The organism is Teichococcus deserti (assembly GCF_001982615.1).
GTDB lineage: Bacteria > Pseudomonadota > Alphaproteobacteria > Acetobacterales > Acetobacteraceae > Pseudoroseomonas > Pseudoroseomonas deserti.
Genome location: NZ_MLCO01000105.1, coordinates 1 through 23,732, shown reverse-complemented (window position 1 = coordinate 23,732; position 23,732 = coordinate 1). Strand labels below are relative to the sequence as shown.

The 23,732-nt window shown below is 65.0% G+C and carries 39 protein-coding genes; 20 read left to right on the top strand and 19 right to left on the bottom strand.

The annotated features are described in order from the left end of the window. Nucleotides 1–2 precede the first annotated feature (2 nt). The 8 genes from BKE38_RS12880 to BKE38_RS12845 all read left to right on the top strand — a co-directional run bounded on the left by BKE38_RS12880 (nt 3) and on the right by BKE38_RS12845 (nt 5,491). The gene (locus BKE38_RS12880; RefSeq protein ID WP_131829583.1) at nt 3–875 is read left to right on the top strand and encodes a hypothetical protein; all 873 of its coding nucleotides are present in this window, start codon (nt 3–5) and stop codon (nt 873–875) included. Continuing rightward, nucleotides 875–1,348, top strand: coding sequence for a hypothetical protein (locus tag BKE38_RS12875; protein ID WP_076957718.1), 474 nt, complete (start codon nt 875–877; stop codon nt 1,346–1,348). The genes BKE38_RS12880 and BKE38_RS12875 overlap by 1 nt, the downstream gene beginning before the upstream one ends. Beyond that, nucleotides 1,348–2,778: a hypothetical protein gene (locus BKE38_RS12870; RefSeq protein WP_076957717.1), complete on the top strand. Its 1,431-nt coding sequence runs from the start codon at nt 1,348–1,350 to the stop codon at nt 2,776–2,778. Before BKE38_RS12875 ends, BKE38_RS12870 begins: the two co-directional genes overlap by 1 nt. Before the next feature lie 11 nt (nt 2,779–2,789). Then, entirely contained in the window at nt 2,790–3,317 is a 528-nt protein-coding gene (locus BKE38_RS30435) for a hypothetical protein (protein WP_083747516.1), read from the top strand. 3 nt (nt 3,318–3,320) lie between these two features. After that, entirely contained in the window at nt 3,321–3,635 is a 315-nt protein-coding gene (locus BKE38_RS12860; protein ID WP_076957716.1) for a phage holin family protein, read from the top strand. Next, nucleotides 3,632–4,174, top strand: a complete 543-nt coding sequence (locus BKE38_RS12855; protein ID WP_076957715.1) for a glycoside hydrolase family 108 protein — start codon at nt 3,632–3,634, stop codon at nt 4,172–4,174. Before BKE38_RS12860 ends, BKE38_RS12855 begins: the two co-directional genes overlap by 4 nt. Before the next feature lie 11 nt (nt 4,175–4,185). Then, nucleotides 4,186–4,545: a hypothetical protein gene (locus BKE38_RS12850; protein WP_076957714.1), complete on the top strand. Its 360-nt coding sequence runs from the start codon at nt 4,186–4,188 to the stop codon at nt 4,543–4,545. A 130-nt stretch (nt 4,546–4,675) separates the two neighbouring features. Beyond that, on the top strand, nt 4,676–5,491 hold the full coding sequence (locus BKE38_RS12845; RefSeq protein ID WP_076957713.1) for a DNA adenine methylase: 816 nt from the start codon (nt 4,676–4,678) through the stop codon (nt 5,489–5,491). Here the strand turns inward: BKE38_RS12845 and BKE38_RS30430 are convergent. Both BKE38_RS30430 and BKE38_RS32035 read right to left on the bottom strand, forming a co-directional pair. Continuing rightward, entirely contained in the window at nt 5,474–6,868 is a 1,395-nt protein-coding gene (locus tag BKE38_RS30430; RefSeq protein WP_242662339.1) for a TIR domain-containing protein, read from the bottom strand. The two genes, BKE38_RS12845 and BKE38_RS30430, sit on opposite strands and share 18 nt — an antisense overlap. Before the next feature lie 31 nt (nt 6,869–6,899). Beyond that, complete coding sequence (locus BKE38_RS32035; RefSeq protein WP_165694175.1) at nt 6,900–7,076, bottom strand: hypothetical protein; 177 nt, start codon at nt 7,074–7,076, stop codon at nt 6,900–6,902. A gap of 96 nt (nt 7,077–7,172) precedes the next feature. Between BKE38_RS32035 and BKE38_RS12835 the strand changes: the two genes are divergently transcribed. Genes BKE38_RS12835 through BKE38_RS12820 form a run of 4 tightly spaced genes read left to right on the top strand, consistent with a single transcriptional unit; the run spans nt 7,173 to nt 8,177 of the window. Then, the gene (locus BKE38_RS12835; protein WP_076957712.1) at nt 7,173–7,535 is read left to right on the top strand and encodes a hypothetical protein; all 363 of its coding nucleotides are present in this window, start codon (nt 7,173–7,175) and stop codon (nt 7,533–7,535) included. Next, nucleotides 7,535–7,741 (top strand): hypothetical protein, encoded by a 207-nt coding sequence (locus tag BKE38_RS12830; RefSeq protein ID WP_076957711.1) that lies wholly within the window; start codon nt 7,535–7,537, stop codon nt 7,739–7,741. Before BKE38_RS12835 ends, BKE38_RS12830 begins: the two co-directional genes overlap by 1 nt. After that, a complete protein-coding gene (locus BKE38_RS12825; RefSeq protein ID WP_076957710.1) occupies nt 7,729–7,971 on the top strand; it encodes a hypothetical protein in 243 nt (80 codons plus the stop codon). The genes BKE38_RS12830 and BKE38_RS12825 overlap by 13 nt, the downstream gene beginning before the upstream one ends. Nucleotides 7,972–7,976: 5 nt before the next feature. After that, entirely contained in the window at nt 7,977–8,177 is a 201-nt protein-coding gene (locus BKE38_RS12820) for a hypothetical protein (protein WP_076957709.1), read from the top strand. An 18-nt stretch (nt 8,178–8,195) separates the two neighbouring features. On the opposite strand, the gene BKE38_RS12815 is transcribed toward BKE38_RS12820, so the two are convergent. The 6 genes from BKE38_RS12815 to BKE38_RS12790 all read right to left on the bottom strand — a co-directional run bounded on the left by BKE38_RS12815 (nt 8,196) and on the right by BKE38_RS12790 (nt 10,627). After that, complete coding sequence (locus BKE38_RS12815) at nt 8,196–8,678, bottom strand: hypothetical protein (RefSeq protein ID WP_076957708.1); 483 nt, start codon at nt 8,676–8,678, stop codon at nt 8,196–8,198. Nucleotides 8,679–8,892: 214 nt separating this feature from the next. Next, nucleotides 8,893–9,417 carry a hypothetical protein gene (locus BKE38_RS12810; protein WP_076957707.1) on the bottom strand — a complete coding sequence of 175 codons (525 nt, stop codon included), beginning with the start codon at nt 9,415–9,417 and terminating at the stop codon, nt 8,893–8,895. Then, on the bottom strand, nt 9,414–9,791 hold the full coding sequence (locus BKE38_RS12805) for a hypothetical protein (RefSeq protein ID WP_076957706.1): 378 nt from the start codon (nt 9,789–9,791) through the stop codon (nt 9,414–9,416). The genes BKE38_RS12810 and BKE38_RS12805 overlap by 4 nt, the downstream gene beginning before the upstream one ends. A gap of 4 nt (nt 9,792–9,795) precedes the next feature. Then, the gene (locus BKE38_RS12800) at nt 9,796–10,119 is read right to left on the bottom strand and encodes a hypothetical protein (protein ID WP_076957705.1); all 324 of its coding nucleotides are present in this window, start codon (nt 10,117–10,119) and stop codon (nt 9,796–9,798) included. Further along, nucleotides 10,116–10,301, bottom strand: a complete 186-nt coding sequence (locus tag BKE38_RS12795) for a hypothetical protein (RefSeq protein WP_076957704.1) — start codon at nt 10,299–10,301, stop codon at nt 10,116–10,118. The genes BKE38_RS12800 and BKE38_RS12795 overlap by 4 nt, the downstream gene beginning before the upstream one ends. After that, the gene (locus tag BKE38_RS12790) at nt 10,298–10,627 is read right to left on the bottom strand and encodes a MerR family transcriptional regulator (protein WP_131829582.1); all 330 of its coding nucleotides are present in this window, start codon (nt 10,625–10,627) and stop codon (nt 10,298–10,300) included. Before BKE38_RS12790 ends, BKE38_RS12795 begins: the two co-directional genes overlap by 4 nt. Between BKE38_RS12790 and BKE38_RS12785 the strand changes: the two genes are divergently transcribed. Further along, nucleotides 10,626–11,108: a response regulator gene (locus BKE38_RS12785; protein WP_131829581.1), complete on the top strand. Its 483-nt coding sequence runs from the start codon at nt 10,626–10,628 to the stop codon at nt 11,106–11,108. The genes BKE38_RS12790 and BKE38_RS12785 overlap by 2 nt on opposite strands. A gap of 98 nt (nt 11,109–11,206) precedes the next feature. On the opposite strand, the gene BKE38_RS12780 is transcribed toward BKE38_RS12785, so the two are convergent. The 11 genes from BKE38_RS12780 to BKE38_RS12730 all read right to left on the bottom strand — a co-directional run bounded on the left by BKE38_RS12780 (nt 11,207) and on the right by BKE38_RS12730 (nt 17,611). Beyond that, complete coding sequence (locus tag BKE38_RS12780) at nt 11,207–11,419, bottom strand: hypothetical protein (RefSeq protein ID WP_076957701.1); 213 nt, start codon at nt 11,417–11,419, stop codon at nt 11,207–11,209. Between the two features lie 129 nt (nt 11,420–11,548). After that, the gene (locus BKE38_RS12775) at nt 11,549–12,808 is read right to left on the bottom strand and encodes a Y-family DNA polymerase (protein WP_076957700.1); all 1,260 of its coding nucleotides are present in this window, start codon (nt 12,806–12,808) and stop codon (nt 11,549–11,551) included. Nucleotides 12,809–12,813: 5 nt separating this feature from the next. After that, nucleotides 12,814–13,206, bottom strand: coding sequence for a LexA family protein (locus BKE38_RS12770; protein ID WP_076957699.1), 393 nt, complete (start codon nt 13,204–13,206; stop codon nt 12,814–12,816). A gap of 4 nt (nt 13,207–13,210) precedes the next feature. Next, nucleotides 13,211–13,570, bottom strand: coding sequence for a hypothetical protein (locus BKE38_RS32030; RefSeq protein WP_076957698.1), 360 nt, complete (start codon nt 13,568–13,570; stop codon nt 13,211–13,213). Nucleotides 13,571–13,727: 157 nt separating this feature from the next. Continuing rightward, complete coding sequence (locus tag BKE38_RS12760; protein ID WP_076957697.1) at nt 13,728–14,330, bottom strand: GntR family transcriptional regulator; 603 nt, start codon at nt 14,328–14,330, stop codon at nt 13,728–13,730. A 288-nt stretch (nt 14,331–14,618) separates the two neighbouring features. Next, nucleotides 14,619–14,903 carry a hypothetical protein gene (locus BKE38_RS12755; RefSeq protein WP_076957696.1) on the bottom strand — a complete coding sequence of 95 codons (285 nt, stop codon included), beginning with the start codon at nt 14,901–14,903 and terminating at the stop codon, nt 14,619–14,621. Between the two features lie 2 nt (nt 14,904–14,905). Further along, nucleotides 14,906–15,544 (bottom strand): nucleotide-binding protein, encoded by a 639-nt coding sequence (locus BKE38_RS12750; RefSeq protein WP_083747515.1) that lies wholly within the window; start codon nt 15,542–15,544, stop codon nt 14,906–14,908. Nucleotides 15,545–15,829: 285 nt separating this feature from the next. Beyond that, complete coding sequence (locus tag BKE38_RS12745; RefSeq protein ID WP_076957694.1) at nt 15,830–16,147, bottom strand: hypothetical protein; 318 nt, start codon at nt 16,145–16,147, stop codon at nt 15,830–15,832. Beyond that, nucleotides 16,135–16,494, bottom strand: a complete 360-nt coding sequence (locus BKE38_RS12740) for a hypothetical protein (protein ID WP_076957693.1) — start codon at nt 16,492–16,494, stop codon at nt 16,135–16,137. Before BKE38_RS12740 ends, BKE38_RS12745 begins: the two co-directional genes overlap by 13 nt. Continuing rightward, nucleotides 16,485–16,820, bottom strand: a complete 336-nt coding sequence (locus BKE38_RS12735; protein WP_076957692.1) for a hypothetical protein — start codon at nt 16,818–16,820, stop codon at nt 16,485–16,487. Before BKE38_RS12735 ends, BKE38_RS12740 begins: the two co-directional genes overlap by 10 nt. Before the next feature lie 251 nt (nt 16,821–17,071). Beyond that, nucleotides 17,072–17,611, bottom strand: a complete 540-nt coding sequence (locus tag BKE38_RS12730; RefSeq protein WP_131829580.1) for a helix-turn-helix domain-containing protein — start codon at nt 17,609–17,611, stop codon at nt 17,072–17,074. Nucleotides 17,612–17,858: 247 nt separating this feature from the next. Here BKE38_RS12730 and BKE38_RS12720 point away from each other — a divergent pair, with 247 nt between their 5' ends. The 7 genes from BKE38_RS12720 (at nt 17,859) to BKE38_RS12690 (ending at nt 23,450) form a co-directional block, all read left to right on the top strand. Continuing rightward, entirely contained in the window at nt 17,859–18,389 is a 531-nt protein-coding gene (locus BKE38_RS12720; RefSeq protein ID WP_076957689.1) for a phage regulatory CII family protein, read from the top strand. Continuing rightward, nucleotides 18,386–19,369, top strand: coding sequence for a helix-turn-helix domain-containing protein (locus tag BKE38_RS12715; RefSeq protein WP_076957688.1), 984 nt, complete (start codon nt 18,386–18,388; stop codon nt 19,367–19,369). Before BKE38_RS12720 ends, BKE38_RS12715 begins: the two co-directional genes overlap by 4 nt. A 147-nt stretch (nt 19,370–19,516) precedes the next feature. Beyond that, nucleotides 19,517–20,296 (top strand): regulator of G-protein signaling domain-containing protein, encoded by a 780-nt coding sequence (locus BKE38_RS12710; RefSeq protein ID WP_076957687.1) that lies wholly within the window; start codon nt 19,517–19,519, stop codon nt 20,294–20,296. A 176-nt stretch (nt 20,297–20,472) separates the two neighbouring features. Next, complete coding sequence (locus BKE38_RS12705) at nt 20,473–20,916, top strand: hypothetical protein (protein WP_076957686.1); 444 nt, start codon at nt 20,473–20,475, stop codon at nt 20,914–20,916. A 1,049-nt stretch (nt 20,917–21,965) separates the two neighbouring features. Beyond that, nucleotides 21,966–22,718: a recombinase family protein gene (locus BKE38_RS12700; protein ID WP_076957685.1), complete on the top strand. Its 753-nt coding sequence runs from the start codon at nt 21,966–21,968 to the stop codon at nt 22,716–22,718. 10 nt (nt 22,719–22,728) lie between these two features. After that, nucleotides 22,729–23,109: a hypothetical protein gene (locus tag BKE38_RS12695; protein ID WP_076957684.1), complete on the top strand. Its 381-nt coding sequence runs from the start codon at nt 22,729–22,731 to the stop codon at nt 23,107–23,109. A 2-nt stretch (nt 23,110–23,111) separates the two neighbouring features. Continuing rightward, nucleotides 23,112–23,450: an HNH endonuclease signature motif containing protein gene (locus tag BKE38_RS12690; RefSeq protein ID WP_242662338.1), complete on the top strand. Its 339-nt coding sequence runs from the start codon at nt 23,112–23,114 to the stop codon at nt 23,448–23,450. Nucleotides 23,451–23,732 lie beyond the last annotated feature (282 nt).

Sequence of the window (23,732 nt, the reverse complement as noted above, 5' to 3'; positions counted from 1 at the left end):
CCGTGTCCAATGCATCTGTGCTGAGGAGCCCGCCGACCGATGCGGGCGCCTATAGCGGCGGCGCGTGGCGGCCGCCCCTGCCCCTGCTGAACCTGACCAGCCAGGACCCGCAGCGGGTCGCCCGCTCTGTCAACGTGAACCTTGCCAGCACGCAGTTCAGCGTCGATTGCGGCCGGCCTTCGCTGATCAGCCAGTTCGCGCTGATCAACCACAATATGACCACGGCCGGCCTGGTGCGGCTGGTGCTGACCGACAGCCCCACCAATGCCGGCACGCCGATCTATGACAGCGGCTGGGTGCCGGCCTGGGAGCAGACGGTGGTCTGGGGCAGCCTGCCCTGGGGCGTGTTTCCCTGGGACCTGGTCGACACCACGGCCTATCCGGCCGGCGCCATGCTGCTGCACACCATCCCGAAGGACGCGCAGGGCCAGGTCGGGCGGATCGCCCGCTATGTCTTCGTCTACCTCGACGACACGACCAACCCGGATGGCTTCCTGCAGATCGGCCGCTTTCTCGGCGGCTGGGCCTGGTCGCCGAAGGTCAATGCCGCCTGGGGCGGCAACCTTCGCTGGGTCGACCCCTCCGAGGTCAAGCGCACCGCCGGCGGCCGCCGCATCGTCAAGAAGCGGCCGAAGTACCGGGTGCTGGAGCTGTCCTTCGAGGCGCTGACCGAGGCCGACGCCATGGGCACCGCCGAGACCATCAGCCGCGCCCTCGGCAAGAGCGGCGAGCTGCTGATCTGCCTCGACCCCGATGCACCGCCTGCGGTGCGCTTTCGCCAAACCATCTACGGCGCCCTCTCGGACACCTCGCCCATCGTCGCGGCCGGTCCCGATCGATGGACCTGGCGCCTCACCGTCGAGGAGATCAACTGATGGCCTCCTGGCCCATCTCGATCAACAACAACACCTACACCAAGGCGATGTTCGAGAATGGCGGCTACGTCACCGCCTTTCCCGCGCTGATTGGCGACATCGCTGCCGTGGGCGCGGATGTGCAGATCATGCGCGATGCGGTCTCGCTCGCCTACAACGCGATGCTGTCGCAGACCTATCAGATCGTGCCCATCACCGCGGCGACCAACCTGGTGCAGGCGACGCACAACAACCGCCTGCTGCTGCTGACCGGCGCGGGTGCCCCGGCACTGCTGGCGGCGAATATCGGCAACGGCTTCGCTTGCGTGGTCGAGAACCGGCGCGGCGTCGGCGCCACGGTCAGCGTCAGCGGCATCGAGCTGCGCAATGCCCGCGGCCATACCAAGATCGCGGCGAATGGCTGCGCGCAGCTCTACGTCTATCTCGACGGCTCCACCCTCTGCGCGCGCCTGGTCGGCGACACGGAGGCCTGATGCCGCTTTCCGGATCGCAGTTCCTCGCCGTTGCCCAGGAGGCGCCGGGTACGACGCCGCGCCCCTACGGGCTGCGCGCGCTGCTGGCCCGCCAAGCGCCGCGCAGCTCCACCGGCCTGCTGGCGCGCTTCGCCAGTGGCTACCTGCTGGGCGGCATCCCCGAGCCCGACCCTGTCCTCTATTCCCAGCGGAGCGGTGCGATGCCGAGCGCCTATGCCCTGACGGATCTGATCACCACCAGCCGCGCCAGCAAGGCCAGCTATTTCGATGGCCTCGGCCAGATCCGCGAGGCCAACAACAACGTCGCGCTGCTGACCTTCGACCCGCTGACCCTGAAGAGCATGGGCCTTCTGTCGCAGAAGGCTGCCACCAACACCTGCAACACCCGCTGCGAAGGTGCCCGCGTCGGAACCTTCGCGGTCGACGGCGCGTCCAGCACGGTCGGCGCGCTGCCCACCGGCATGTCGGCGCCCAGCAATGGCGGCCTGACCATGGAGGTGACGCGGATCATCCCAATGGGCGACGCCAATGCCGTCGAGATCCGCGCCCGCGGCATCGCCAATGGCGACATCCGCATGTATCTCGCCTCCGGTGTCGCTGCGGCTGAGCAGGGCGATTGGTACTCTACCTCCGGCATGATCATGGCCGCGGCCGGCGTCCAACCGGCCTGCTCTTGGGCCATCCGCAGCCTGACCGCCTTCCCGTCGAACCTGCTCGGGCTAACCCGTAGCTGGCAGCGGGTGCGCTCCACGCGCCAGCTCAACGAGGCATCGCCGGGCGAAGCGCGGATCGAGCTGCGCTTCTATCTCGCCGTCGGGCAGGCCTACGACTGGACCTTCCGCTTCTACATCCCCGCGCTGGAGAAGGCGGCCCTCTGCTCCTACGCACCAATGCTGCCGCCGGTCGGATCACCCACCGCGCCGGTGACGCGCGCCGCCGACCTCTACACGATCACTGACCTGGCGAGGATCGCCTTCAACGGGCTGGCCGGTACCTTTGTCTTCCGCTTCTGGCTCGACAGCCTTCCCCTTGCTACCAGCACCGCCGAGCAGCTCGGCCTGTTCCTCACCTATAGCTCAACCACCAGCTTCATGCGGCTCACCGGGCGCTTCAACGCCGCTGTCCGCGTCGAGGCCGGCAGCGATGGGACGGTGACCCTCGACAGCGGCGGCCTGGTGATCGGCGAGAACACCCTGGCCTACTCCTTCAGCCAGGAGCGCATGTCCCTCTCGGTCAATGGCAACGACACCGTCTCGGCCGCCTGGGGCAGCGTGATGCCGCCGAGCGCCGCTGACGGCCTGCGCCTCGGCGATATGTCGACGGCCAGTTCGCGCAAGCTCAACGGCCCCATCGGGCTCTTCACCTATGCGCCGGTCGAGACCACCGGCGCCGACCTCAAGGCCGCCTCTGCCGCCGCCCTGACCATGTGAGGCCCTGCCCCATGAAGATCCTGCTCTGCCGCTTCCCTGACCGGGCAGCGTTCCTGGCCGCATGCCCCTGGCCCGTCGAGGACGGCGTCGCCCTGATCCCGCCGGAGGTGGGCACGCTGACCGTCTATGGCCGGCTGCTCGACCAGGCCGCCTCCACCATCGACGACCCGGTCGCCCTGCCCGGCTTCTGGGTGCATGGCCAGTTCCGCGGCCCGGTGCCCGACACCTTCCGCAATGCCGTGGCGGACGCTGGCGCCTCGGCGCCGGTGATCCCCGTCAGCCTCGAGGACACCGGCCTGGGCGTCGAGCCCGTGCCGCCCGTCGTCTCGGCGCGGCAGCTCCGCCTGGGGCTGCTGCAGGACGGCCTGCTCGACGAGACCGAGGCCTACATCGCCGGCGCCGGCCGCGAGGTGCAGATCGCCTTCGAGTACGCCGTCGAGTTAGAGCGCTACCACCCCTTCATCGCCGGCGCCGCTGCAGCCCTTGGCCTGTCCCAGGACCAGGTCGACGGCATGTTCCGCCGGGCCGCGAGGCTCTGACCCATGAGCGTCTTCGACCCCCTGCCCTCGCCCAGCGACATCGCCTGGGCCTTCTCGGCCGCGCTCGCCGGCCGCGCCACCCTGCTGCTGCGCGCGACCCGCCAGGCCGTCACGCCGCGCAAGATCCTCTGGACCCTGTTCTGGGAGGTGCCCACCGCCTGCGCCATGGGCCTGATCGGCCTGGCGCTGGCGCAGTGGGCCGGCCTGTCCGCCGGCGGCGCCACGCTCTGCATCGCCCTGCTGGCGCGCATCGGGCCCGACGCCATCGAGCCCCTCCTCGGGCACCTGGTGCCCGCCCTGAAGAAGGCCAAGCCGTGACCGCATTCGACCACGCCCTCGCCCGCCTGCTCGAGCATGAGGGCGGCTTCACCCTCAACCGCGCCGATCCCGGCAACTGGACCGGCGGCAAGCCCGACAAGGGCCTGCTGCGCGGCACCAAGTTCGGCATCTCGGCCGCCAGCTTCCCGACCCTCGATATCGCGGCGCTGACCCTCGAGGACGCCCGCGCCATCTACCGCCGGCTCTACTGGGACCGTGTGCGCGGCGACGAGTTGCCGCCGGCGCTCGCCCTGCTGGTCTTCGACAGCGCGGTGAACAACGGCGTCGCGGCGGCTGTGAAGCTGCTGCAGGCCAGCATCGGCACCCCGGCCGATGGCCTGATCGGCCCGGCCACCCTGGCCGCCCTGCGCCGCGCTGTGGGCAACGGCGACCCCGACCGGGTCACCGCCGTCGCCATCGAGTTTCAGGCCCGCCGCATCGTCCTGATGGCCGCGCTGTCCACCTGGGCCACCTTCGGCCTGGGCTGGGCGCGCCGGCTGGCCTCCCTGCCCTTCCAGGCCATGCGCCTGGCGTCCTGAAAGGACCGCCCATGTCCGCTCTGCTGATCAACCTCGCCGTCACCATCCTGCTGAGCCAGGGCGCCGCCGGCTTGGCCCTCTGGGCCGCCAAGCTGCGCCGCGAGGCGCGCGACAGCTCGCTGGCCAAGCTGGTGGGCGCTGCCAGCCGCGTCGCCGGCCGCATGAATGACGCCTTCGGCCACCTGCCCATCGGCCTCGAGCGCGACGCGCTGAAGGCCGCCGCCATCGCCGAGGGCGTGAAGGCCATCCGCGACGAGTTCGCGCCGCATGTCCGCCGCGTCAGCGGCACCGACGACAAGCTGGCCGGCATCATCGCCGGTGAGTTCGGCAAGCTGCCCGCGCCCGTCGCGCCGGCCGTCGCCGCCAACTGATCGACCCGCGCCGTCATGGCGCGGGGGCAAGGCTGTTCCAGCAGCCAAGCCGCGCAGGAGTGGGTCCTGCGCACGGATAGACCGTCCCGCTCTCCCTCACGGGAGAGTGAACGAATAGAGAACAAAACCCATGCCGTCCACCCTGCTTCCCGCCTCCCCGTCTCGCACCCCGGCGCCCTATCTGGGCGGGAAGCGCAACCTGGCGAAGCGCATCTGCGCGCGCCTCGCCGAGACCCCGCACGCCACCTATGTCGAGCCTTTCGTCGGCATGGGCGGCGTCTTTCTGCGCCGGCCCTTCCGCGCCCGCGCCGAGGTGATCAACGACATCAGCACCGATGTCGCCAACCTCTTCCGCGTCCTGCAGCGCCACTATGTCGCGCTGATGGATATGCTGCGCTGGCAGCTGACCAGCCGCGCCGAGTTCGAGCGCCTGCTGGCCGCGAATGCGGACACCCTCACCGACCTGGAGCGCGCCGCGCGCTTCCTCTACCTGCAGCGCACCGCCTTTGGCGGGAAGATCAGCGGCCGCAATTTCGGCGTGGCGCCTGCCACGCCCGCGCGCTTCGACGTGACCAAGCTTGCAGCCGTGCTCGAAGAAGTTCACGAGCGCCTTGCCGGCGTCGTCATCGAGCGCCTGCCCTATGCCGAGCTGATCGCGCGCTATGACCGGCCCGACACGCTCTTCTACCTGGACCCGCCCTACTGGGGCTGCGAGCGCGACTATGGACCTGGTGTCTTCGACCGCGCCGATTTCGAGCGCCTGGCCGAGATCCTCGCCGGCATCAAGGGGCGCTTCCTGCTGAGCCTCAACGACACGCCCGGCGTGCGCGAGGTGTTCGGCCGCTTCGAGATCGAAGCGGTCGAAACCACCTATGGCATTAGCGGAAAGGCCCAGCGCGCAGGAGAGGTGCTGGTTTCGCGTGTTCCCTCAAGGAGCGGAAGCTAAACTGGAAACATCCAAAGCGCTATCGAGGGTCCACATGGTGAAGTGTCCTCTCCTAAGAAGCCCGCCCGAGGCTCTAACCTCGTCCGACAAGTCCTCTAGATCCGATTTTGTTAAACCAATTGATCCAAACAATTTATCGAAATATAATTTTGATCTACACCTAGCGAATATCGGAAGCGGCGACCGACTTCTCCAGTTGACGCAATTAAAAGGAGGCCAAAAACTGTAGCTAGTTTTATGAGATCGAGAAAGAAGGTATAATACCATATCCGCCTCTGCTATTTCTCGAACATCGAATTTGGAACCCTCAATTCTTTCCATAAAAAGCTGCGCTATGGGATAATTCCACTGAGTTTTACCTAATCTGTTCCATATTTCTATGCTGGGCATTTCTTGTTGGAAGTGGCTAAATGAACAGAGAGTTTCAGCGCTTCTTTGCTGAACGTGAGGCACATAGAAGTCCCTCTTAATCACCGGCTGTATGTATTGAAATTTTTCCTTTTTCACTATAGCAGCAACAAAATAGATAAACATCTCGTACGCAACAAACCTTTTCGCATCAAACTGAATCTCGTTCCATGACCTAGTTTCCGATGACGGATACGTGCTCTTCATTGCCTCTTCAAAAAAACTGTGCATGTGCGACGCGTATTCATCAGAGAATGGAGAACCAGAAATAGCTCGGCAAACCTCTACAAATTCATTTCTGTACGGCATAAAATCCTGAATCTTCTCATTGAATTGGTCCAAGACCATTCTTTCAGCTTCTTGACGGCCTGCTCCCATATCAGGCGCATTCATTTCCAATTCACTGAGCCCGCTTGCAAGAGTCTCTAAATAATCTCCCAAAAAATTTTCTTTACCAGATCGCCCTGACTTGTTCGCAGAGAGAAAGCTCTTTTGTCGGCTTGTTGTATGTATAACTATAGACGATAATTCCTCATTGATATATGTTGGTGCGTTTCCTATTACTGGCCTCTGATATGATGGCTTTCCGTAAATCCACCTTATTAGACGCTCCAGTTCCGCCGAGTACCGTTCTTGATCTGAAAGATTTATGTATATCCTCGACGTATAATACGTCGGAATATAAGGCTTTCCTTCGTCATCAAATTCCGTAACAATACAAACAAATCTACTATTTTCTTTAGATTTATATATTTCCGGACTTATAATTTGTGACTCTGTTCCTGCGCCACCAGTTCTCTTATTGGATTTCTCTGCATATTTTCGGTCACTTATAATCAATACCTTACTTATGCTCTCATCATTAACCATTCTCTCCATAAAGGCGTTTGCTTCGTCGCCAGGCTGTAGATCGATCTGATCAATTATAGATGTGATTCCATTCTCGGCTAGCTGGTTGACCAATTCCATAACCCAATCAATATGCTCTTGAGAGGTCCAACTATACGATATGAATACTTGAGGATTTTCCATATTTTCTCCTTGCGCGCCCCTGGGGCGCAGGCGTGTCGGGGTAGATGGCGATAAAGAGCGGCCGATTGCCTATCCTGTCGTAAGTCACAAAAAGCAGCTCTCGGATCGCCTGCTGACTGCGGGTCATCGCGTAGAAGCTGGACATGCTGGCTGTTCCTGAAGGACCGCTCTTCGCATAATGCCGGTGAAGCCGCCTGCGCGTATAGGCCGGCTGCAACACCAAGGCTGGATGATGCAAAGCATGCTCGAACCTGCTCAAGGCAACACCATCCTGGTGCAGGCGCTGAGCGACCTGACCGGCTTCCATTCGAGTTGGGGGCATACGTCTCCCTGGCGAGCCGGCGTGGCCGCGGCCTATGTGCGGCACCTGGTGCGCCTCCGCCCAGAGCGCGACCTGCCGGCCGAGTGCCGGGCAAGCTTCGAGGCGCTGATGCAGAAGCTGGACGCCGCGGCGCAGCGCCTCCCCGGCTTTCGCCCGGAAAGCTTCGGGGCCGCAGAGGATCTATCGCTGGTGCTTCTCGAGGATGAAGCCGCCGAGCTGGCCAATGATATCATCCGGCTTCGGCACAGCGCCCTGAAAGCCCAGTCGCCATGGAGGGGCTAATGCCGCAGACCGAGGATCTCGAGGCTCTCGCGCGGCGCATTGTTGCGGCCTTGAAGAAGCAGGCGCAGCAGGATGGCCCGGCCCCCTACGTCGACGCCGACCGCGGAGCGGGCCGCATCCTGCTCGACGGTGAATTCGACCTGATGCAGCTGGCGAGAGATATCGGGCTTTCGCCTCCGAAAGAGGCTTCGCCATGTCCGCGATGATCCCAGACCTTCGCCTCCGCGTCATCAATCCTGATGATAAGGGCTGGGTCATCTATGAGTATCGCGGCGCGACCATCCGGTCGCAGGGCGTGCATAATCGGCTTCTGATGGACGGGCATCCGATGCACCAGCGGTTTGGCGGCCACGTCGATCTGCTGCAGAGCTGGGTCGACGCCTGGATTGATCACCAGCGTCTGCCGCCGCCGCTGGTCTGGCCCCCACGAAAGTAGACGGAATGCAGATCGGCTTCCGTGCTCCGCTCTGGCTTCTGCGCTGGGTCACCAAGCGCAATCCTTGGCTGCTATCTGACCAGGGCACGGTGACGCGGTCGCGCCGCCTCGACCTCGGCTTCATGGGGATCGAAGTAGACGCCAGTATACGGCTCGATGATGACGCTCGGGCGCGACTGGAGAGAGCGAAGCCGCCGGCGCAGTAAAGCGCCGGCGGCAGGCGGTCAGCGCCCCGTTTCCGGGCGGCGCCGTGCTTCGTCGAGCATCGACATAGCAACCGCCTTCGCCTTCTCCACACTCGCTTCCCAAGGGCGGAAGGTCACCGAATAGCCCGTGCCATGGTGGTCCACCTGGGCCAGCCAGCGACTGCCCTTTTGCGGCGTGATGCGCAGGGTGTATCCATCATGCGTAGTTGCGGTCGGGACACCATCCACATCGTCCCAATCCAGAAACTGCGCCTGGTAGGCGGCCCGCTCGTGCCGCTTGCGCAGGATGCCCAAGATTGCCCGCATCTCGCCAGACACCCGAGCGTCGCCGGCGGTCATCCGGCGGATGCTCCGCTCGATGTTGGTCAATTCCCGGTTGTCGCCATTGCGCTGCAGAAAGCGCGCCAGCCCCGCCTGGGTCTCCCCAATGCGCTCCAGCTGGCTGCGCATCCAGGCCCCGTCATCGGTGAAGTCCGCCGTGCTGTTCTTCAGGTCACTCATAACGGCCTCCTCTCTGCCGCAGGTCCCTGGGTAACTGGCAGTGGGCGGGCCTGCCGACCCGCCCACCTCCAGTTTTGGAAGGTTACCCGCGCTTCAGGCTGAAGCTGAGGTTCCACTTCCAAATCCGGATGCGGATCACGATCTTCATCGTGTCTTCTCCGAATGCCAGCGGAACCCATTTCCCGCCGGCAGGACCCTTATAGGTCATTATGACCTATTTTGCCAGGTCATAATGACCTAGTTCGAGGAAATCTTCGGGGTCTGCCTGCCCTTCAATTTGGGGGCGCGATGACGCGCCTGCCGCCGGCACCAGGTCGGGCCGCTCCGCGATCACCGCCAGCAGGAAGGTCTCGACCTGCTCCCTCACCAGGGCTTCTGACAGCGCTTGCGGGTCGCCCATGGACATGAGGTGCTTTTCAGGCTCCAGCTCCTCCCCGATCAGGCCCAGCTGATAGACCGCGATCCGGCCATCCTCGCTGCGCGCATAGATCAGCTTGCGGAAGCCCCCCGTCTCGCGCTCCTCGATGCTCAGCTCGCGCGTATGGGCGCTGTGCTCGGTCACGGCGTCCAGCCGGCCGACCAGCTCGACTGCATAGCCGTCGAGGATCTTCAAGACCTCGCCCAGGACCTCCTCCGCCAGCTGCAGCCCCGCCTCGAGCGCCGCGCGCTCTTGCCGCCGCTGCTCGGTGACCGCCGCCAGAGCCTGGTCGAAGCGCTCGAAGAACCCGATGGCGCTCATAGAATTTTCCTCCGCCGCATCCCGCGGCCGATATAGGCGCCCCACCACTCCGCCCGCTCCATGCCGCAGGGCACGCGCTCGGCCGGCTTCACGCCGGCCGGGTAGCGCAGCCAGATGCTGTCTTCGGCCGGCGCCTTGTCGTGCTTGCGCAGCAGCACGCCCTCGGGCTGCGTGCGGCAGAACCGGCACCGCAGCCGGCCAGCCAGCGCGCCCAGCGTCGTCGGCGGGTTCGGCACCTTCAGCAGGGTCGAGACCAGGCAGGCGCGCGCGCCGTGCTGGGCGCAGCCGGCCACCAGCATCCACCCAATGAAGTCATCGACCGGCTCGGCCCGCCGGTAGCGCATGACCTTCTCGTGGCTCCAGTTGTGCGCCATGGCGTCAGTCGCCGAACAGCTCGTCCAGCAGCGGCACGCGCAGGCTGTTCCGGCCCATATGGGGCGCGCCATGCCCGCCGACCGGCCTCCCGTGCTGCAGCTCCGCCGCCTTCGGCCGGCCGTAGCACTGGCGGCATCGCATCAGGTAGACGGCCGCCGGCAAGGGATACCAACCCGGCAGCCGCTTGCTCTCTGCGAGGTGGTCCACCATGCGCAGGCTGCGGCCGCAGTCGCAGGTGAGCTGCAGCCACCAGCCCTTCCAGTCGCCCAGGCATCCCCCCGCCGGCGGCAGGGTGATCGGACCATCATCCTGCGCCGGCGCGGTCATGACTGGGGCGGGCCGGCTTGCAGCCGCACGGCCACGGCCTCGGGCACCTGGCCAAGGCCGTCCGCCCATTGCTTCGCGGCATCGGCCATCTGGCCGCGATCCTCGCCGCCTTTGGCGCGCATCCAGTCGAGGGCGTCGAGCGTCTCGACGATCCGCCGGGGGGAGACAGGGCGAAGATTCATTGGCCGCGCTCCTTGGCGGGGACGGTCTGGCCGATGCGCTGCGGCGGTGGATGCCGCGCGTTCAAAGCGGCGGTCTCGGCGGCATAGGGGCGCAGCCAAGCGGCAACATCTTCTGGGATCCTACCATATTCGCTGATCATCTTGCGGATTGTGCTTGGCGCGAAGCCAAGCCGCTCGGCCGCCTCGCCGGGGGTCCAGCGGATTACGCGCAGCGCCTGGCTGAACTCATACGACGTCATCGGCTCGACTGGGGCCGGTGCGGCGGCGATGGCGCGCGCCAGGCCGGCCGACCGTGCACGATAATTCCCGTTCACCATGCTGTGCATGCCTTTCATCTCTATGGGCGGCCCAACCCATGTTGTTTTATCGGCTTTAAAATCATGCATGGTGAAAATTCGCACCTGCATTGGTGCGTTGGTAGAAGAACCTCATATCTTGGACTTCAGCTTTATGTTGAGAGGCCGCAGAATTCTCGTGGTCGAGACAAACTACTATTCGGCAATGGAGCTGGCTCTTTCTCTGCATGAGATGGGGGCGACGATCTTGGGGCCTGTTCCAAGCGAGGACGCAGCGCTCGACATCCTGTTGCTTGGCAACGTCGATTTCGTAGTCTTCAATGCCCAGCTTCGCGACCATCGCGTCGCTCTGCTGGCGGAATGTCTCCGTCGGCAGAACGTACCTTCGATGATGGTCAATGATGTGCCGCTGAGTAGCGGAGACTCTTTGTGCCAGGGGCGCCCACAGATGCTTCACCCGGTGGCCCATGGGCGCTTCCACAAGGTCGTCGAAGAGTTGTTGGCGATGTGATGGCTGCTCTTCGAAGCGGCTGCCGACGACCTTCTTTGCACGATAACCTTTTAATATCGGCCCTGATCTGGCAGCGCGTGCAGATGCCATACTGTCGGTCAGCGGATGACGTTGCGATGAGGCTCCGAGCCAGACTGTGCGACCGCATTTCCCCGCTGGTAAATGCGCGCCATCGCGACATCCAAGATCCAGGCCAAGAAGTAGAAGCCCGGCACGACAATGGCGTAGCAAACAATGATGAAGATCAACATTGTCACGAGCTGATATACCGTTGCGGTGGCAAAAAAGGACAATTCCCGCACCACAAACATCCCTCTGTCGTGCCAGTTTCTTCATCACTCGAATAGGATGAGCCCGCTTAGACTGTGCCGAAATTGGAAATGCTTTATTGCCCAGCGCAACTTTTCCCGCCCTGATCCCATGGGTCTGCTCGATCCACATCAGAGTGCAGTCGCCCGCATGATTTCCTCGATCCTGGTGGTGTAGCGCTGCGACAGCTTCTGCTGTCGGGTGCCCCATGATCGGGTGATGCCGGTCGCCAGCGGCCGCAGAGTGCCGCGGCCAAAGCGCTCGTTGACCGCATCCAGCGCCGCCATGGTCTTCGCCGAACGCACAGGATCGCGGGTCTGGAACATCCGGGCCTGCTGCCGCGCCGGCACCAGGTCGGTCAGCATGATCCCGGCCTTGGCGTAGGCGAAGCCATCCCGCCACAGCGGCGGCAGCAGCCGCATCGCCTCGCCGATCAGCGCCAGCGTGTCGCTGGTCGGCTCGATGCGAGCGCTGCGCTGTGCCGAGTACCAGGTGCTGCCGTCATGCGGGTTGGTGTGCAGGAAGACCTGCATGTGGCAGGCCTCCATACCCTCGGCCCGCAGCTTCTCGGCCGCCCGGGCGGCATAGGCGGCGACCGCCTCCCGCATGTCGCGCCAGGTCAGTACGGGCCGGCCGAAAGACCGGGTCACCGCCAGCCCCTTCCGCGGCGCCGCCATCAGCTGCAACGGCAGGCAGGAGACGCCGCGCAGCTCCTCCTGCACCCGGCCGCCGACCACCGTCAGCAGGTCGCGGGCCATGCGCGGGTCCAGCGCCAGGAAGTCGGCGATGCTGCGGATGCCGAGCTGGGCCAGCTTCTCCTCGGTGCGCCGGCCGATGCCCCAGACGCCCCCTATCCCGAGGCGTTCGTACCAGCCGGCCCGCACCAGTGGGTCGGTCAGGTCGCACAGGCCGTCGAGCTCGGGATGATCCTTGGCGATGCCGTTGGCCAGCTTGGCGATGGTCTTGGTCGGCCCCCAGCCGACGCAGGTCGGGATCTTGGCGATGCGGCGCACCACCTCCCGCAGCTCCTGGCACAGCCGGCGCAGATCGCCCGGCACGTCGAGATCCAGGAACATCTCGTCGATGCTGTAGGGCTCGACCCGCGGCAGCCGCTCGGCGAGCACCTGGTAGACCCGGCGCGACATGTCGCCATACAGCGGGTAGTTGCTGCTGAACCAGCGCACGTCGCGCAGCTCGCGGCGCTCGCGGATCAGATGCCAGGGATCGCCCATCTTGATGCCCAGCGCCTTGGCCTCCGCGGTCCTGGCGATGGCGCAGCCGTCATTGTTCGACAGCACCACCACCGCGGCGCCGCGCAGCACGGGCGCGAAGGCGCGCTCGGCCGAGCAGTAGAAGGAATTGCCGTCGATCAGCCCATAGGTGCTGGGCATGGCCGCTACATCCGATCTCGGACGAGGGCGGTCGCCACGCCCCAGATCTCGGCATCTTCCGGCACGGCGACGCTATGGCGGCCGCGGCGGCCGGATTGCAGCCACCAGGTGCCGTCCTTCAGCGCCAGGCGCGCCACCACGACGTCGCCATGCAGCATGACGATGGCGACGGCGCCGACCCGGGGCGGGATAGCAGCATCGGTGACCAGAATGTCCTCGGACAGGATGCCGTGCTCGCGCAAGGCATCGCCGGAGACGCGGACCAGGTAGCGATTGGGCCGGCGCAGGTCGAGCGCGACCTCGAGGTCGATGGGGCCTTCCAGGCTGTCGCCCGCCGGCGAGACAAAGCCGGTGGTCTCGGCGCCAGTATATCCGCCGGGGGGTTCCTGCTGGCCCATGGCATCAGAGGCTGGTGCGCGCCTGCACGAGGGCGTCCTTGGCCGCGCGCAGCGCGTGCAGCGCCGCCGTGGCGTGGCGCTTGCCGGCCAGGTCCTCGTTGTCCAGGTCGCCCAGGGCTTCGGTGGCAGCCTCGACGCCCTCGCCCAGCTCGCCGCCCATCTCCTCGAGCTTGTCGCGCAGCTCGATCCGCCGCTCGTCGCCGGCGCCGTCCAGCCAGATCTTCACCATGCCCTCGACCTCGCGGCGGATCCTGTCGGGGGCCACCGGCTTGCTGGCCAGGTCGGCCAGACGCTTCAGCGCCTCCTTGGTCTGGATCGACTTAGGCTTGGGTTCGGCGGAGGGTCGGGCGGTCTTGCGGGACATCAGCAGCTCCAGGCGAGGCACAACGTAGCGCGGGGGGGCACGGCAACCACCCTAAGACGTGAACGAACAGAGAACAAGGCAGATGATCCTGCCGCCTAATTCTCGCGAGAGGTGATGCCGGAGGTGACGCTTTCCTGGCTGCCCTCCCCTGCCCTGCCTAAGCGGCGGCTTCCAGAGCCTCCAGCAGCCCCCACCGGGCTGCAATCTCCCGCAGCATGGCCGGATCTGGCGGCGCAGTCGGCTCGGGCAGCGCCGTCCTCTGCCATTCTTCTTCCTGGATATTATCTTCAGAGGCTGAGGGTGACCGGCTTTCGGTATCGCTCGGCGGCGCCCACCGTGCCGGCTCCTGGAACAGATAGGCGCTGGTCACCTGGCACCAGCGCCGCCCCACCACCAGGCCGCGGCGGATCCGCAGCAGGATGCCGGCGGCCTCGAGGCGGCCGAGCGCTTCCTGTGCCGTCGAGCGTGCGACGGCGGCCGCCTCCGCGATCTGAGCAATGGCCGGATCGCAGGCGCCGGCGCGCCCCCAGCCGCGGTAGAGCAGCGCCCAAAGCACCCGCAGGCCGGTCTGCCGCAGCTCGCCGCCGTGGCGGCCGCTGCCGGGCTGGCGGGTCGCGCGTTCGCGTCGCCGCGCAGCGTCCATCAGCTGCACGCGGTCGGTGTGTCCGAGCCGCTGCCGCTGCCAGCTCGCGACAGCGACCGAGCCCCGCCGGGCGGGCGCAAAGGTTCGAATGGGCATGGCGATCTGCCAGCCCAGCACCAGGATTTTGGACGCAGATACCCCTCACCGCGCGCTTGCGGTTTTCCGAGCATCGCCGTAGCCTGGGGTTCTCACGCCTGCCGGGCTACGGTTCGGTTTTGAAAGGGTCGGTGTCTGGTAGCTCTGCTGCTGGCCCGGCCCTTTCTGTTTTGGGCGAATCAAGGCCGCGCGGGGATGCGCGACGGTTCAATGATTCCCCGCCGAGCTTCCAATGACAAGAAAGGAAATTCAGAGAGTTAGATAGCTAGAAAGATATCTTTATAGCTATCTAACTAAATATTTTTCTAGCTAGTTCGGCAAGCCAAGCTTCTTGAGCTGCTCGTCCGTCCATTCAGAGAGAGCCCGCTCCATCACATCCTGCTTCCGAAGCCCCAGGCGCAAGGCCAGGTAGTGGCACTTCAGCGCCAGCGGTTCGGCCACTTTGACGTTCATCTGCACACGCAGATCCGGCCGAACCTTGGGATCTGTCCATGGGAGATCCAGGCGAGGGGCAGGGGCTGCGGAAGCGCCGGCAATGAAATCCTCGGCGGTGGCCGGGGCCGAAGGGCGGCGCGGCGGCATCTTGATGGCCATGCTCAAGCTCCTGCGAAAAGCTCGTCGTGGAGGAAGCCGATTTCGCTGCAGGCTTTGGGATCGCGCCTCGGCATCTCGTCGACGGTTAGGCCCTCGCCGGCCGAGTGGTTAAAGGCCGCCCGGAACACCGTCAGGCTATTCAGTAGGGTGAAGCGTGGAACATCGGTCATTACCTCAGCCGCTTCCTTCCTGGCCCGGTCCAGAGCAGTCGGCGGCACCTGCGATAGGCAGACCGCCGCTTTTAGGTTGTCGTTGAAGCCTTCCGCCAGCGCCACGACCTCGCCCATCTTGATTAGGGTCCAGAAGTCGAAGGAGCCCGGCCGCAGCGGCATCAGCAGCGTGTTCGCGGCAAGCATGGCCGAGCGAAACTCCTGGCTATCTGCGCCGCCAGTATCCACCACCACATCCTGGTAGTGGCGGGCCAGCTCCCGCAGTTCGATATGCACTTTGCCACCGCGGAGGCTGACGCACGGAAATTGCGGTACCTGCTGATGCTCTTTTCGGGCATCGCTCCAAATTGTGGAGGTGCCCTGGCTATCAGCATCCACCAGTACGACGGTTCTGCCCATGGCCGCCCGCGCAGCGGCCATGTGTGTTGCAAGGGTCGTCTTGCCGACACCACCCTTTTCACCGCCAACCATTAGAATCACAGCACCCGCTCCATACCTAGCTTCCTAGCTATCTAGCTAGATTTATATCTTTCTAGCTAGATGGATTTCAGGAGAGCTGAAGGGTTTTGCACAGAGCAGGTGCGGCGATGGATGCAGCCTTGCACGGCCACATCAGTCCGCCGCCTGCTGGCGGCCGTTTTGACATCTGAGCTCTGCCAAGCATGGAAGTGGCGGCGGCCGCAGCGCAGCAAAGCTATCTACACAGATAGATAGATATCTAGCTAGATAGCTAGATATCTATAAACAATGGCGTGCTTAGAACGTCCTGTGTGCAGTGTGGGTCTTCTTGGCCAAGTAGCCTATCGCTGCAACCGCCGCACGGTAGAAGCCGGTGCGGTCCTCCGGCTGGAAGGCTGCGAGGGCCTGGGTCGGAGTTGAGCCGGCAGGGCGCTGTAGGTCGAGGATGGCCTCGGCGATGAGGCAGGCGACTTCGTGCTGGTCCATATCCACGACCAGCTTAGGCCCAAGACGCATGAAGGTGCGCTGGCGCTGTTCGATCTGCTTGTGGAGCTTGGCGCTGTCGGTAGCGCCGAGGGCCGAGCACGGGGAAGGGCAGGGGGTCAGGCAGGCCATGCGAGCGCCCTCATGTCGGAGGCGCGCAGGAAGGCCTCGTCGGACACCGCGAAGGCCTCCTTCGCGTCGGCGTCGCGCCCCTCGGCCATGGCCTGGTAGGCGGCGGCCTGCGCGGCCCAGCCGTGCTGCTTGGCGTGCAGGAAGCAGCGGAGCATGCTGGCCGGCGGCGCGGCGTCGCGCTTCATGCCGTAGCTGGCGGCGCGGCGCAGGCAGAAGTCGGCCGAGGCGCGGAGCAGGGCAGCGCGCGCCTGGCGCACGCTGGCGAAGATGCCCGGCGCGGCGGCGGCCGGCGGCGCGGGAAGGCCGAGGATCGATCGATCAGCGGCCTGGGCAGAAATCAGCTGCATGGGTTGGCCTCGACAGTCTGGATAAGGGCGGTGAGGCGAGCGGCGCGTGCTTGCGCGCTGCGAGCGTTCTGTGCGCAGACCTCGGCCTGGCGGAGCAGGCTCGCTTCTTCGGGGCTGGGCGCTTCGGCGGATTGGAAGAAGCCGCCGGGGAAGAGGAGGCGCAAAGTCATGTGCGCTGTCGCCTGGCACAGCAGCTGCTCGCCCGCTTCCTGAGCTTTGATGGCTTCCGCGTTCGCGTGCCCCGCGGCATTGCGCAGGTCGGGCAGCAGCGGCACCAGGTCGCTGATCGCGAAGCAGAGGGTGGCAGGGCCTAGGGGCAGCTTCATGAGCGCGGCGTCTTCGCGGCCGGCGCAATGCGCCGGGTCCGCCAGCCCTTGGTCGCGTGATAGACGCGCTCGACACCGTCGCGGACGCTCTCGGAAACGATGCGGCGGTTGTCGGTGCCGGCCAGCCGGCGCCTTGCGGGGCCGTGGCCCCTCTCCGATCTGCGCACTCTAATCTCCCTCACTGGAAAGCGAGGAAAATTTACACTCTCAGTAGAAATTTACGCAAGAGAAAATTTCTACTCTACGTGGAACTACGATTCGCGCGGCCTGTCGCTCGCTCGGCGCCCCATGGTGAGCCAAGCCTCCGCCGCTTCATCATCCAGCCCGGCCGCGATGCTAGCTGCGGTTTGCATCCGAGCAACGACAGGAGCTGCATTCTGGGGCGCCATCAGCAATGCGGCCGGATGAACGCCATAGAAGGTGGCGAGCTTCTGTAGATCGTCCAAAGACATAGCTCTTTTTCCGTTCTCCCAGCTTGACAGAGTAGATAGCTTGTTCCCGGTATGTTCTGCAAGTGCCGCTAGTGTGAGGTTCCTATGCTTTCGCCAGGTTTTGAGGTTTGCCTGCATGGCCTGGGATTCAGGGGACAAAGCGCTTTCCGGGAGGTTCATGCCCGGATTGTCGTTCCGGTAGAAACTGGGCGGCAGAACCTCTCGGTAGAATTCCACCTTGCGCGGATTTCTACTCAGCGCGTAAATTACGGTATGACCCTTAGCGAATTCCAGAAGGCCCGCGGGCTCACCTTGGTTGCCTTGGCAACCCTGCTGGGCCATCCGGTTTCGACGGTTCACAGCTGGCTCTCCCTGAAGCGCAGGCCAACCTGGACCGCGGTTGCCGACATTGAGCGGAAGACAGAGGGCGCGGTCACTGCTGCGGACTTCGTTCCTCGCGCGGCTCCCGAGCTGGAGGAGGCGACGTGAACACACGTCCGCCTCCGTGCTGGCCCAAGCACCCCGATCCGATGCCTGAGCCGTTCATCGCATTGCATGGTCGCATCATTTCTCGAAGCCTGAGCTTAGCCTACCGGAGCTTGTCCGCATGACCCCCGTCCATCTCACCCCCGGCGAAGAGATGCTGAAGGCAGCCACACGACGGCTGCTGGAGGACCGCGGGCCGCTGGATGCCGTTGCGCTCGAGACCCGGGTCGGAAAGTCGCAGCTGGCGACCTACCAAAGTCGTAACAGCGACCACTTCATGCCTCTCGACGTGCTGCTGCGGCTGACCGCTCTGCAGCGCGAAGAGGCGGTTGCACGCGGCGACACGCCGTCTCCGCCGGAGCTGCTGGTCGAGGTGGCGCGCCAGGCCGGCTATGGGCTGGTGCCGCTCGAAGCCGCCGGCGGCGAGCAGGTGCTGGCCTGCATCGCCGAATGGTCGAGCGAGGTGGCCGATGTGCAGGCGGCGGTCGCGAACGCGCTGCGCGATGGCAGGATCTGCGCGGCCGACGCCGCCAAGATCGAGCGCGAGGCGCTGGAGATGATCGCTGACGGCAAGCGCCTGGTCGCCAGCCTCCGGTCGTTGGTTGAGGGCGCCAAGCTAGGCGTGCGCGAAGCGCCGCGGAGGGTCGCATGAGCGTCGAAGCCACCTCCTGGGCGTGGAACATCCCGCCCGGCGCCATCGGCCCGTCACAGCGCCTGGTGCTGCTGCGGCTGGCTGACCATGCCGACGAGGAGTGGAGCTGCTGGCCCACGCTGGAGAGCCTGCAGCGGCATACCAGCCTGAGCGAGCGGACCGTGCGGACCGCGTTGCGGCAGCTCGAGGCAATGGGCGCGCTGCGGGTTGAGCAGCGCTTCCGCCGATCCTCCCGCTACTACCTCCGGCAGGGCTGGCGGCCGTCGGCTGAGGCGAAGGGGGCAGATTATGCCCCCTTCGACGAAGCAGCGTCAGAACACGATGATAATTCATGCGATATCAAAAGCTTGGACGTTACCCCTGGCGCAATTGGCAGGAAGGGGGCAAATGGCGCCCCCTTGCCTTCCAAAGGGGGCAGCAGCCGCCCCCTTCCCACTGTGGCAAGGGGGCAAAATTCGTCGCTCAAGGGGGCAAAATCTGCAGATTTAGGGGGCAGCAGTTGCCCCCAGAACCATCATAGAACCATCAAAGAACCATCAGGGGGGGAGCGCGCGAGCGCGCGCTCGACCCCGCGCCCCCTGGAGGGTTGGCATCCGGGGGAGGATGATCGGCAGTTCGCCGCCGAGCGCGGCCTCGACCCCGACGCGATCTGGGTCCGGTTCCAGCTCCATTTCCGGGCCAAGGGCGCCGTTTGCGCCGACTGGTCTGCCCGCTGGCAGCTGTGGTGCCTCGAAGACGCTCCGGCCGCGCCGGCTGCCGGCGGGGTGGCAGCAGCGGGAGGAGAGCCCGCTGCCGCCGATGTGCCAAGCAAGGACGCGGATGGCCTGACCCCGAAGGAGCGGGCCTTGGTGGACGAATTCGCCGAAATGGTCCGCCTGAAGGTTCCGGAGAACAACCAGCGGCGCATCAAGGTCGAAGGCTTCCTGCGCAACCACTGCGCGCCGGCCTGGGAGGTGGCATGCCGCCAAGTGGCCGCGTGAGGAGCGCTCCGCCAAGGTCCAGTATCACGAACAATGACCGGAATGTTTCCGGCATTGTTCACGAAATAGCGAAAATTATATCGTCTTCTATCGCAATGTCGTGTAACTTTAGCTTGACGCCGGGGAAGCCGGCTCCCTGGAGGCACGATGACAGCGGCCCGCAAGATCGACCCCACCCTGGAAGCGCAGGCTTCCGCTCTTCCGGCCTCCGCCGCCCCGCTTCGCAAGGCGCGGGTCGCCCGGCTGAAGCGCCAGCCGGTTTTCCCGCCGGCCGAGGTGACGCACCGTCGGCCCATCGAGCCCGAGCCGGTGACGCCTGATCCGGCGCGGATGGAGCGCATGCGGAACCAGGCCGGACGGCTCGTGCAGCTGCTGATCGCCGAAGGCCGCATGGAACGGATAGACGCCGAGTACGTGCGCGCGCGTTCGCTGGCAGAGCGGGACCGGGAGGCGGAATGGGCGCGACGGCAGGCGAAAGCCGATGCGTTCTTCAGCAAGGACCGGGGTGCGGACGGCCAGGCCATGTCGGCCCGGCCGTCGCAGGTCGTGCAGCCCGCCCGCGATAGCGGTGCCGAAGCGCGGCAGATGCTTGACCATAGCCCGCTCCACTGGATGGACCTGGACATCCGCCAGCAGGAGGCGGCAGCCATCCTGGCAGACACCTGGCGCGACGCCCTGCCGGCGATGGAGCTGCCGAGGGACTTCGGCAAGTCCTCCGCGGGTGCGGGAGACCTATCGGCGGCCGACCAGGTTTGGGCGGCCCGCGCCTGGCAGGATTACCAGAAGTGGATGCTCGAGGTTCAGCAGCGGACGAGCCTGGAGCACGCCAACGCGGTGCGCGACGCGGTCATTCTGCGGGAGCCGGCCGCGGCTCACCGGGTCCGGGAAGGGCTCGCGGTGCTGGTCCATCTGTGGGACTTGCGATGATCGGCGCGGGCGGCGGCGGAAAGCACTGCCCAATTTCTTGCTTGACGAGCTGCAGCTGCGCGAGCTAACCCCCGGTCAGATGTCGCTATAGCTGCGCCCGGAGCCCGAAAACGGCTTTCCGGGCGTTTTTCATTTTCGGCCCCCTGAGGCCGATCCGGCGGCCCAGGAACCCCGAAATGCTCCCGAACCCCACGGCACCCGCCGCGCTTTGTCGCGAGCGGGCGATGCCGTTTGCCAGCGCCGCGGAGGCCTGGTTCTGGACCATGGCCGCGTTGGTCGCGCGCCGTGATGGCGCTCCGCTCACCCAGCTGCGCGGGCAGAGCCCGGCGATGGGCGCGCCACGGCCGCCGCGGCCTTGCGATCCCGACGACGTGGTGAAGCACCTCGACCGGCTCTATCGCCAGCGCCGCCTCGACCTGTCGCATGCTCGCGTGCTGCGCCGTTGGGGCGAGCGCCAGGAGGCCCCCGACCCGCACCGGCACCCCGGCGACGCCCAGCTTTGGGGGGAAGCCCTCAGCCGGCTGCTCTGGCACCTCCAGCGCGACGGAATTGTCGAGCCCGGCCCCTTCCGTGTGACAACGGCCGCGACGGACGGCTGCAGATGGAACGCGAGACGCTGAAAGCTATCTGAGGAGGCCTAGACCTCTCCGCTGATAGCCTTAAAGCCTTCATCCGCAAACTCAACAGCCACGGCAATGGTCGTAAAATAATGCACTAGACCATGCTTGGGGCACCGAACAAGAACCACAGGAACTATCATGTTCTGTGGTGGGTTTGGCACATCGAATATCTCGAAGCCTTGCCGAATCTCTACAGCGCGCCACCCCGTCATGATCTTGTCCAAATAAGATTCAGAAGACTAAACGCTGCCGATGACATAGAAGATGCAAACCAATATCGACTGCGACTTTCAGGCGCTCGATCTGAGCTCGGCCATTAGGCTGCTGCTCTACTCCACGCCTAACAGGTGCTCCTTGCCATCAAGGGTCTTTTTTGGGCCGGCGTATGCGTGGTGTTGGGGAACAACGAGGGTAGCCGATGCTGGAAAGGCGGTCCGCAAAGAAGCGCCAAGCCTTTACCTCCTCGACGAAAAACCATTCTGCATTGGTGCGCTCAAGATCTCGAACACGCCAATGCATCTGTCCCTCATGCCGTAGGTGCGGCTTCGAAAGCAGCTCCACGCCGCCTTCATTAGCCCGAACGCTCCATTCCGGCATTTCGAAGTCCAGTTCGAAAAAACATCGTTAGCACGATTTGGAAAGAATCAAGGCATATATTTGTTGTTTACAAAAGTATAGGAATTTACTGAAATAATTATCTAGAGGAAATTTCTTCTACGGCGAAGCATGACCTTCTCGTTGAAGAAGGATGCAGCATCTGCCTCATCCAAGAAGACCCATGGGTCTGGTGAATGGTTTGGATCAAACACTGCCCAGAGGGCATATCCATCCTCACCCGACGACTTTCGCAAGGTGACACCAGCTTCCCAGCGCAGAACTGTCGAGCCTGCCTTTGGGAAAGCTACCGATGTTTTCGGCATGCTAAATCCCCCGCTGAAGCTGAGTTAGTGTGCCCCTATCCGGTGCGAACGGCACCTAAAATCCTTTACGTTTCGTCAAACGGACGTTTGGAAACGTAAAGCCCCACCACCCCACATCCCCCGGTGAACATGGCCCGCAGACCGCCTCCCAAGGCGCCAGGCGGCGCCGGCGGCGCGAAGGGGTTCATCGCCTACTACCGGGTCTCGACCGACAAGCAGGGCAAGAGCGGCCTCGGGCTGGAAGCCCAGCAGGACGCTGTTCAGCGCCATGTGCGCACCGCCGGCGGTCGCATCCTGGACGTGTTCCAGGAGATCGAGAGCGGGAAGAGGAACGACCGACCCGAAATCGCGGCGGCTATCGCCGCCTGCCGCATGCGCCGCGCCACGCTGGTCATCGCCAAGCTCGACCGCCTGGCGCGCAACGTCGCCTTCGTCAGCAACCTGATGGAAGCCGGCATCGAATTCGTCGCCTGCGACAACCCTTATGCGACCCGCCTGACCATCCACATCCTGGCCGCGGTCGCTGAGCATGAGCGGGAGATGATCTCAGCTCGCACCAAGGCCGCGCTTCAAGCCGCCAAGGTGCGAGGGGTCCGCCTCGGCAATCCTCGCCTGAGGGCAGGGGACGCCGAGGCGGCGCGGCGGGCAACCGATCTGCGCCGCGCCCGGGCCGAACAGTTCGCCGCTGACGTGCTGCCGCTGATCGTGGCGGCGCAACGCGCCGGCTGCAGCAGCCTGCCCCAGATCGCCGCGGCCCTGACGGCACGCGGCATCCGAACCCCTTCCGGCGGGGACCACTGGCACCCCAACCAGGTCCGCCGCCTCCTCAGAACAGACGATCCGGCCTCGTCATCAATTTTGATGAAAGCGCCATCAACCTGAAGGATAGCCCATGGCTCCCCGTAAGCCGGCCGATGACGCCGCCGCCCCGAAGCCCCGCGCCCGCAAGGCGGCCGAGCCCACCTCGGCGGCGCCGGCCGGCACCAACTCGCCGGTGATCACCGACAAGGCGGTTATCGCCGCCGCCGCCGAATACGCGGCCGCCGCACCGGAGAAGAACCGGCTGGAGAAGCGGCTGAAGGAGCTGAAGCCGGTGCTGCTGACCGCGATGGGCGATGCGCCGCTGGCCTATGCCGACAAGCATGTCCTGACCCGCACCGAGGTGCTCGGCACCCCCGACATCCCGGGCGAGAAGATCACGCGCGGCATGGTGGGCAAGGAACTGCCGCCGAAGAAGGGCCGGCCCGGCTACACCACCCTCGAGGTGCGCTGACCGTGCCGAAGCCATGGATGGGGCGGCTGCACACGCTGCCGCCGCGCCTGGCCGTGGTCGATGTGCGCACCGCCCGCCCGGCGCCGAAGGTCAGCGACCCGCACTACCAGACCCCCAAGCATCGGGGGTGGAGCGCGGCGGTGATCCGGCGGGCGGGCGGCGCCTGCCAGGCACCCGGCTGCGACCGGGCCGACACTCGGCTTTACGCCGACCACATCGTCGAGCTGCGCGACGGCGGCGCGCCCTTCGCCCTGAGCAACGGGCAGGCGCTCTGCGGCAGCTGCCACTCGACCAAGACGGCGCAGGAGCGGCGACGGCGCCACGCCAGCAGCAGCCCGTAGGAGCCCGCTGGGCGGCTCCGGGCTGGCGGCGGCTAGTGCCCCCGCTCCCGCCTCGCCCTCCCGCCTCCTGGCGCCGCCTGACGGGCCGTGCGCCGCGGCGGGAGGGGGGTGGGGGGGCCTGGCTCTTATACAAATCTCCGAGCCCACGAGACTAGCGCCCATCTCGTATGTCGGCTTCTGCGTGAAAAAAAAAAAACAAACAACACTTATCTCCACTCGTGACACAACCCAATCATGCCTTCCTATAGTCAGTACCACACCGCCATCTACAGACCTAATCCA

Bases quoted from the DNA above. Each gene is read 5' to 3' on its own strand.
- BKE38_RS12875 (WP_076957718.1), top strand. From the start codon at position 875: ATGGCCTCCTGGCCCATCTCGATCAACAACAACACCTACACCAAGGCG.
- BKE38_RS12870 (WP_076957717.1), top strand. From the start codon at position 1,348: ATGCCGCTTTCCGGATCGCAGTTCCTCGCCGTTGCCCAGGAGGCGCCG.
- BKE38_RS30435 (WP_083747516.1), top strand. From the start codon at position 2,790: ATGAAGATCCTGCTCTGCCGCTTCCCTGACCGGGCAGCGTTCCTGGCC.
- BKE38_RS12860 (WP_076957716.1), top strand. From the start codon at position 3,321: ATGAGCGTCTTCGACCCCCTGCCCTCGCCCAGCGACATCGCCTGGGCC.
- BKE38_RS12850 (WP_076957714.1), top strand. From the start codon at position 4,186: ATGTCCGCTCTGCTGATCAACCTCGCCGTCACCATCCTGCTGAGCCAG.
- BKE38_RS12845 (WP_076957713.1), top strand. From the start codon at position 4,676: ATGCCGTCCACCCTGCTTCCCGCCTCCCCGTCTCGCACCCCGGCGCCC.
- BKE38_RS30430 (WP_242662339.1), bottom strand. From the start codon at position 6,868: ATGGAATTGGTCAACCAGCTAGCCGAGAATGGAATCACATCTATAATT.
- BKE38_RS32035 (WP_165694175.1), bottom strand. From the start codon at position 7,076: ATGTCCAGCTTCTACGCGATGACCCGCAGTCAGCAGGCGATCCGAGAG.
- BKE38_RS12835 (WP_076957712.1), top strand. From the start codon at position 7,173: ATGCTCGAACCTGCTCAAGGCAACACCATCCTGGTGCAGGCGCTGAGC.
- BKE38_RS12830 (WP_076957711.1), top strand. From the start codon at position 7,535: ATGCCGCAGACCGAGGATCTCGAGGCTCTCGCGCGGCGCATTGTTGCG.
- BKE38_RS12825 (WP_076957710.1), top strand. From the start codon at position 7,729: ATGTCCGCGATGATCCCAGACCTTCGCCTCCGCGTCATCAATCCTGAT.
- BKE38_RS12820 (WP_076957709.1), top strand. From the start codon at position 7,977: ATGCAGATCGGCTTCCGTGCTCCGCTCTGGCTTCTGCGCTGGGTCACC.
- BKE38_RS12815 (WP_076957708.1), bottom strand. From the start codon at position 8,678: ATGAGTGACCTGAAGAACAGCACGGCGGACTTCACCGATGACGGGGCC.
- BKE38_RS12810 (WP_076957707.1), bottom strand. From the start codon at position 9,417: ATGAGCGCCATCGGGTTCTTCGAGCGCTTCGACCAGGCTCTGGCGGCG.
- BKE38_RS12805 (WP_076957706.1), bottom strand. From the start codon at position 9,791: ATGGCGCACAACTGGAGCCACGAGAAGGTCATGCGCTACCGGCGGGCC.
- BKE38_RS12800 (WP_076957705.1), bottom strand. From the start codon at position 10,119: ATGACCGCGCCGGCGCAGGATGATGGTCCGATCACCCTGCCGCCGGCG.
- BKE38_RS12795 (WP_076957704.1), bottom strand. From the start codon at position 10,301: ATGAATCTTCGCCCTGTCTCCCCCCGGCGGATCGTCGAGACGCTCGAC.
- BKE38_RS12785 (WP_131829581.1), top strand. From the start codon at position 10,626: ATGCCTTTCATCTCTATGGGCGGCCCAACCCATGTTGTTTTATCGGCT.
- BKE38_RS12790 (WP_131829582.1), bottom strand. From the start codon at position 10,627: ATGCACAGCATGGTGAACGGGAATTATCGTGCACGGTCGGCCGGCCTG.
- BKE38_RS12780 (WP_076957701.1), bottom strand. From the start codon at position 11,419: ATGTTTGTGGTGCGGGAATTGTCCTTTTTTGCCACCGCAACGGTATAT.
- BKE38_RS12775 (WP_076957700.1), bottom strand. From the start codon at position 12,808: ATGCCCAGCACCTATGGGCTGATCGACGGCAATTCCTTCTACTGCTCG.
- BKE38_RS12770 (WP_076957699.1), bottom strand. From the start codon at position 13,206: ATGGGCCAGCAGGAACCCCCCGGCGGATATACTGGCGCCGAGACCACC.
- BKE38_RS32030 (WP_076957698.1), bottom strand. From the start codon at position 13,570: ATGTCCCGCAAGACCGCCCGACCCTCCGCCGAACCCAAGCCTAAGTCG.
- BKE38_RS12755 (WP_076957696.1), bottom strand. From the start codon at position 14,903: ATGGCCATCAAGATGCCGCCGCGCCGCCCTTCGGCCCCGGCCACCGCC.
- BKE38_RS12750 (WP_083747515.1), bottom strand. From the start codon at position 15,544: ATGGTTGGCGGTGAAAAGGGTGGTGTCGGCAAGACGACCCTTGCAACA.
- BKE38_RS12745 (WP_076957694.1), bottom strand. From the start codon at position 16,147: ATGGCCTGCCTGACCCCCTGCCCTTCCCCGTGCTCGGCCCTCGGCGCT.
- BKE38_RS12740 (WP_076957693.1), bottom strand. From the start codon at position 16,494: ATGCAGCTGATTTCTGCCCAGGCCGCTGATCGATCGATCCTCGGCCTT.
- BKE38_RS12735 (WP_076957692.1), bottom strand. From the start codon at position 16,820: ATGAAGCTGCCCCTAGGCCCTGCCACCCTCTGCTTCGCGATCAGCGAC.
- BKE38_RS12720 (WP_076957689.1), top strand. From the start codon at position 17,859: ATGACCCCCGTCCATCTCACCCCCGGCGAAGAGATGCTGAAGGCAGCC.
- BKE38_RS12715 (WP_076957688.1), top strand. From the start codon at position 18,386: ATGAGCGTCGAAGCCACCTCCTGGGCGTGGAACATCCCGCCCGGCGCC.
- BKE38_RS12710 (WP_076957687.1), top strand. From the start codon at position 19,517: ATGACAGCGGCCCGCAAGATCGACCCCACCCTGGAAGCGCAGGCTTCC.
- BKE38_RS12705 (WP_076957686.1), top strand. From the start codon at position 20,473: ATGCTCCCGAACCCCACGGCACCCGCCGCGCTTTGTCGCGAGCGGGCG.
- BKE38_RS12700 (WP_076957685.1), top strand. From the start codon at position 21,966: ATGGCCCGCAGACCGCCTCCCAAGGCGCCAGGCGGCGCCGGCGGCGCG.
- BKE38_RS12695 (WP_076957684.1), top strand. From the start codon at position 22,729: ATGGCTCCCCGTAAGCCGGCCGATGACGCCGCCGCCCCGAAGCCCCGC.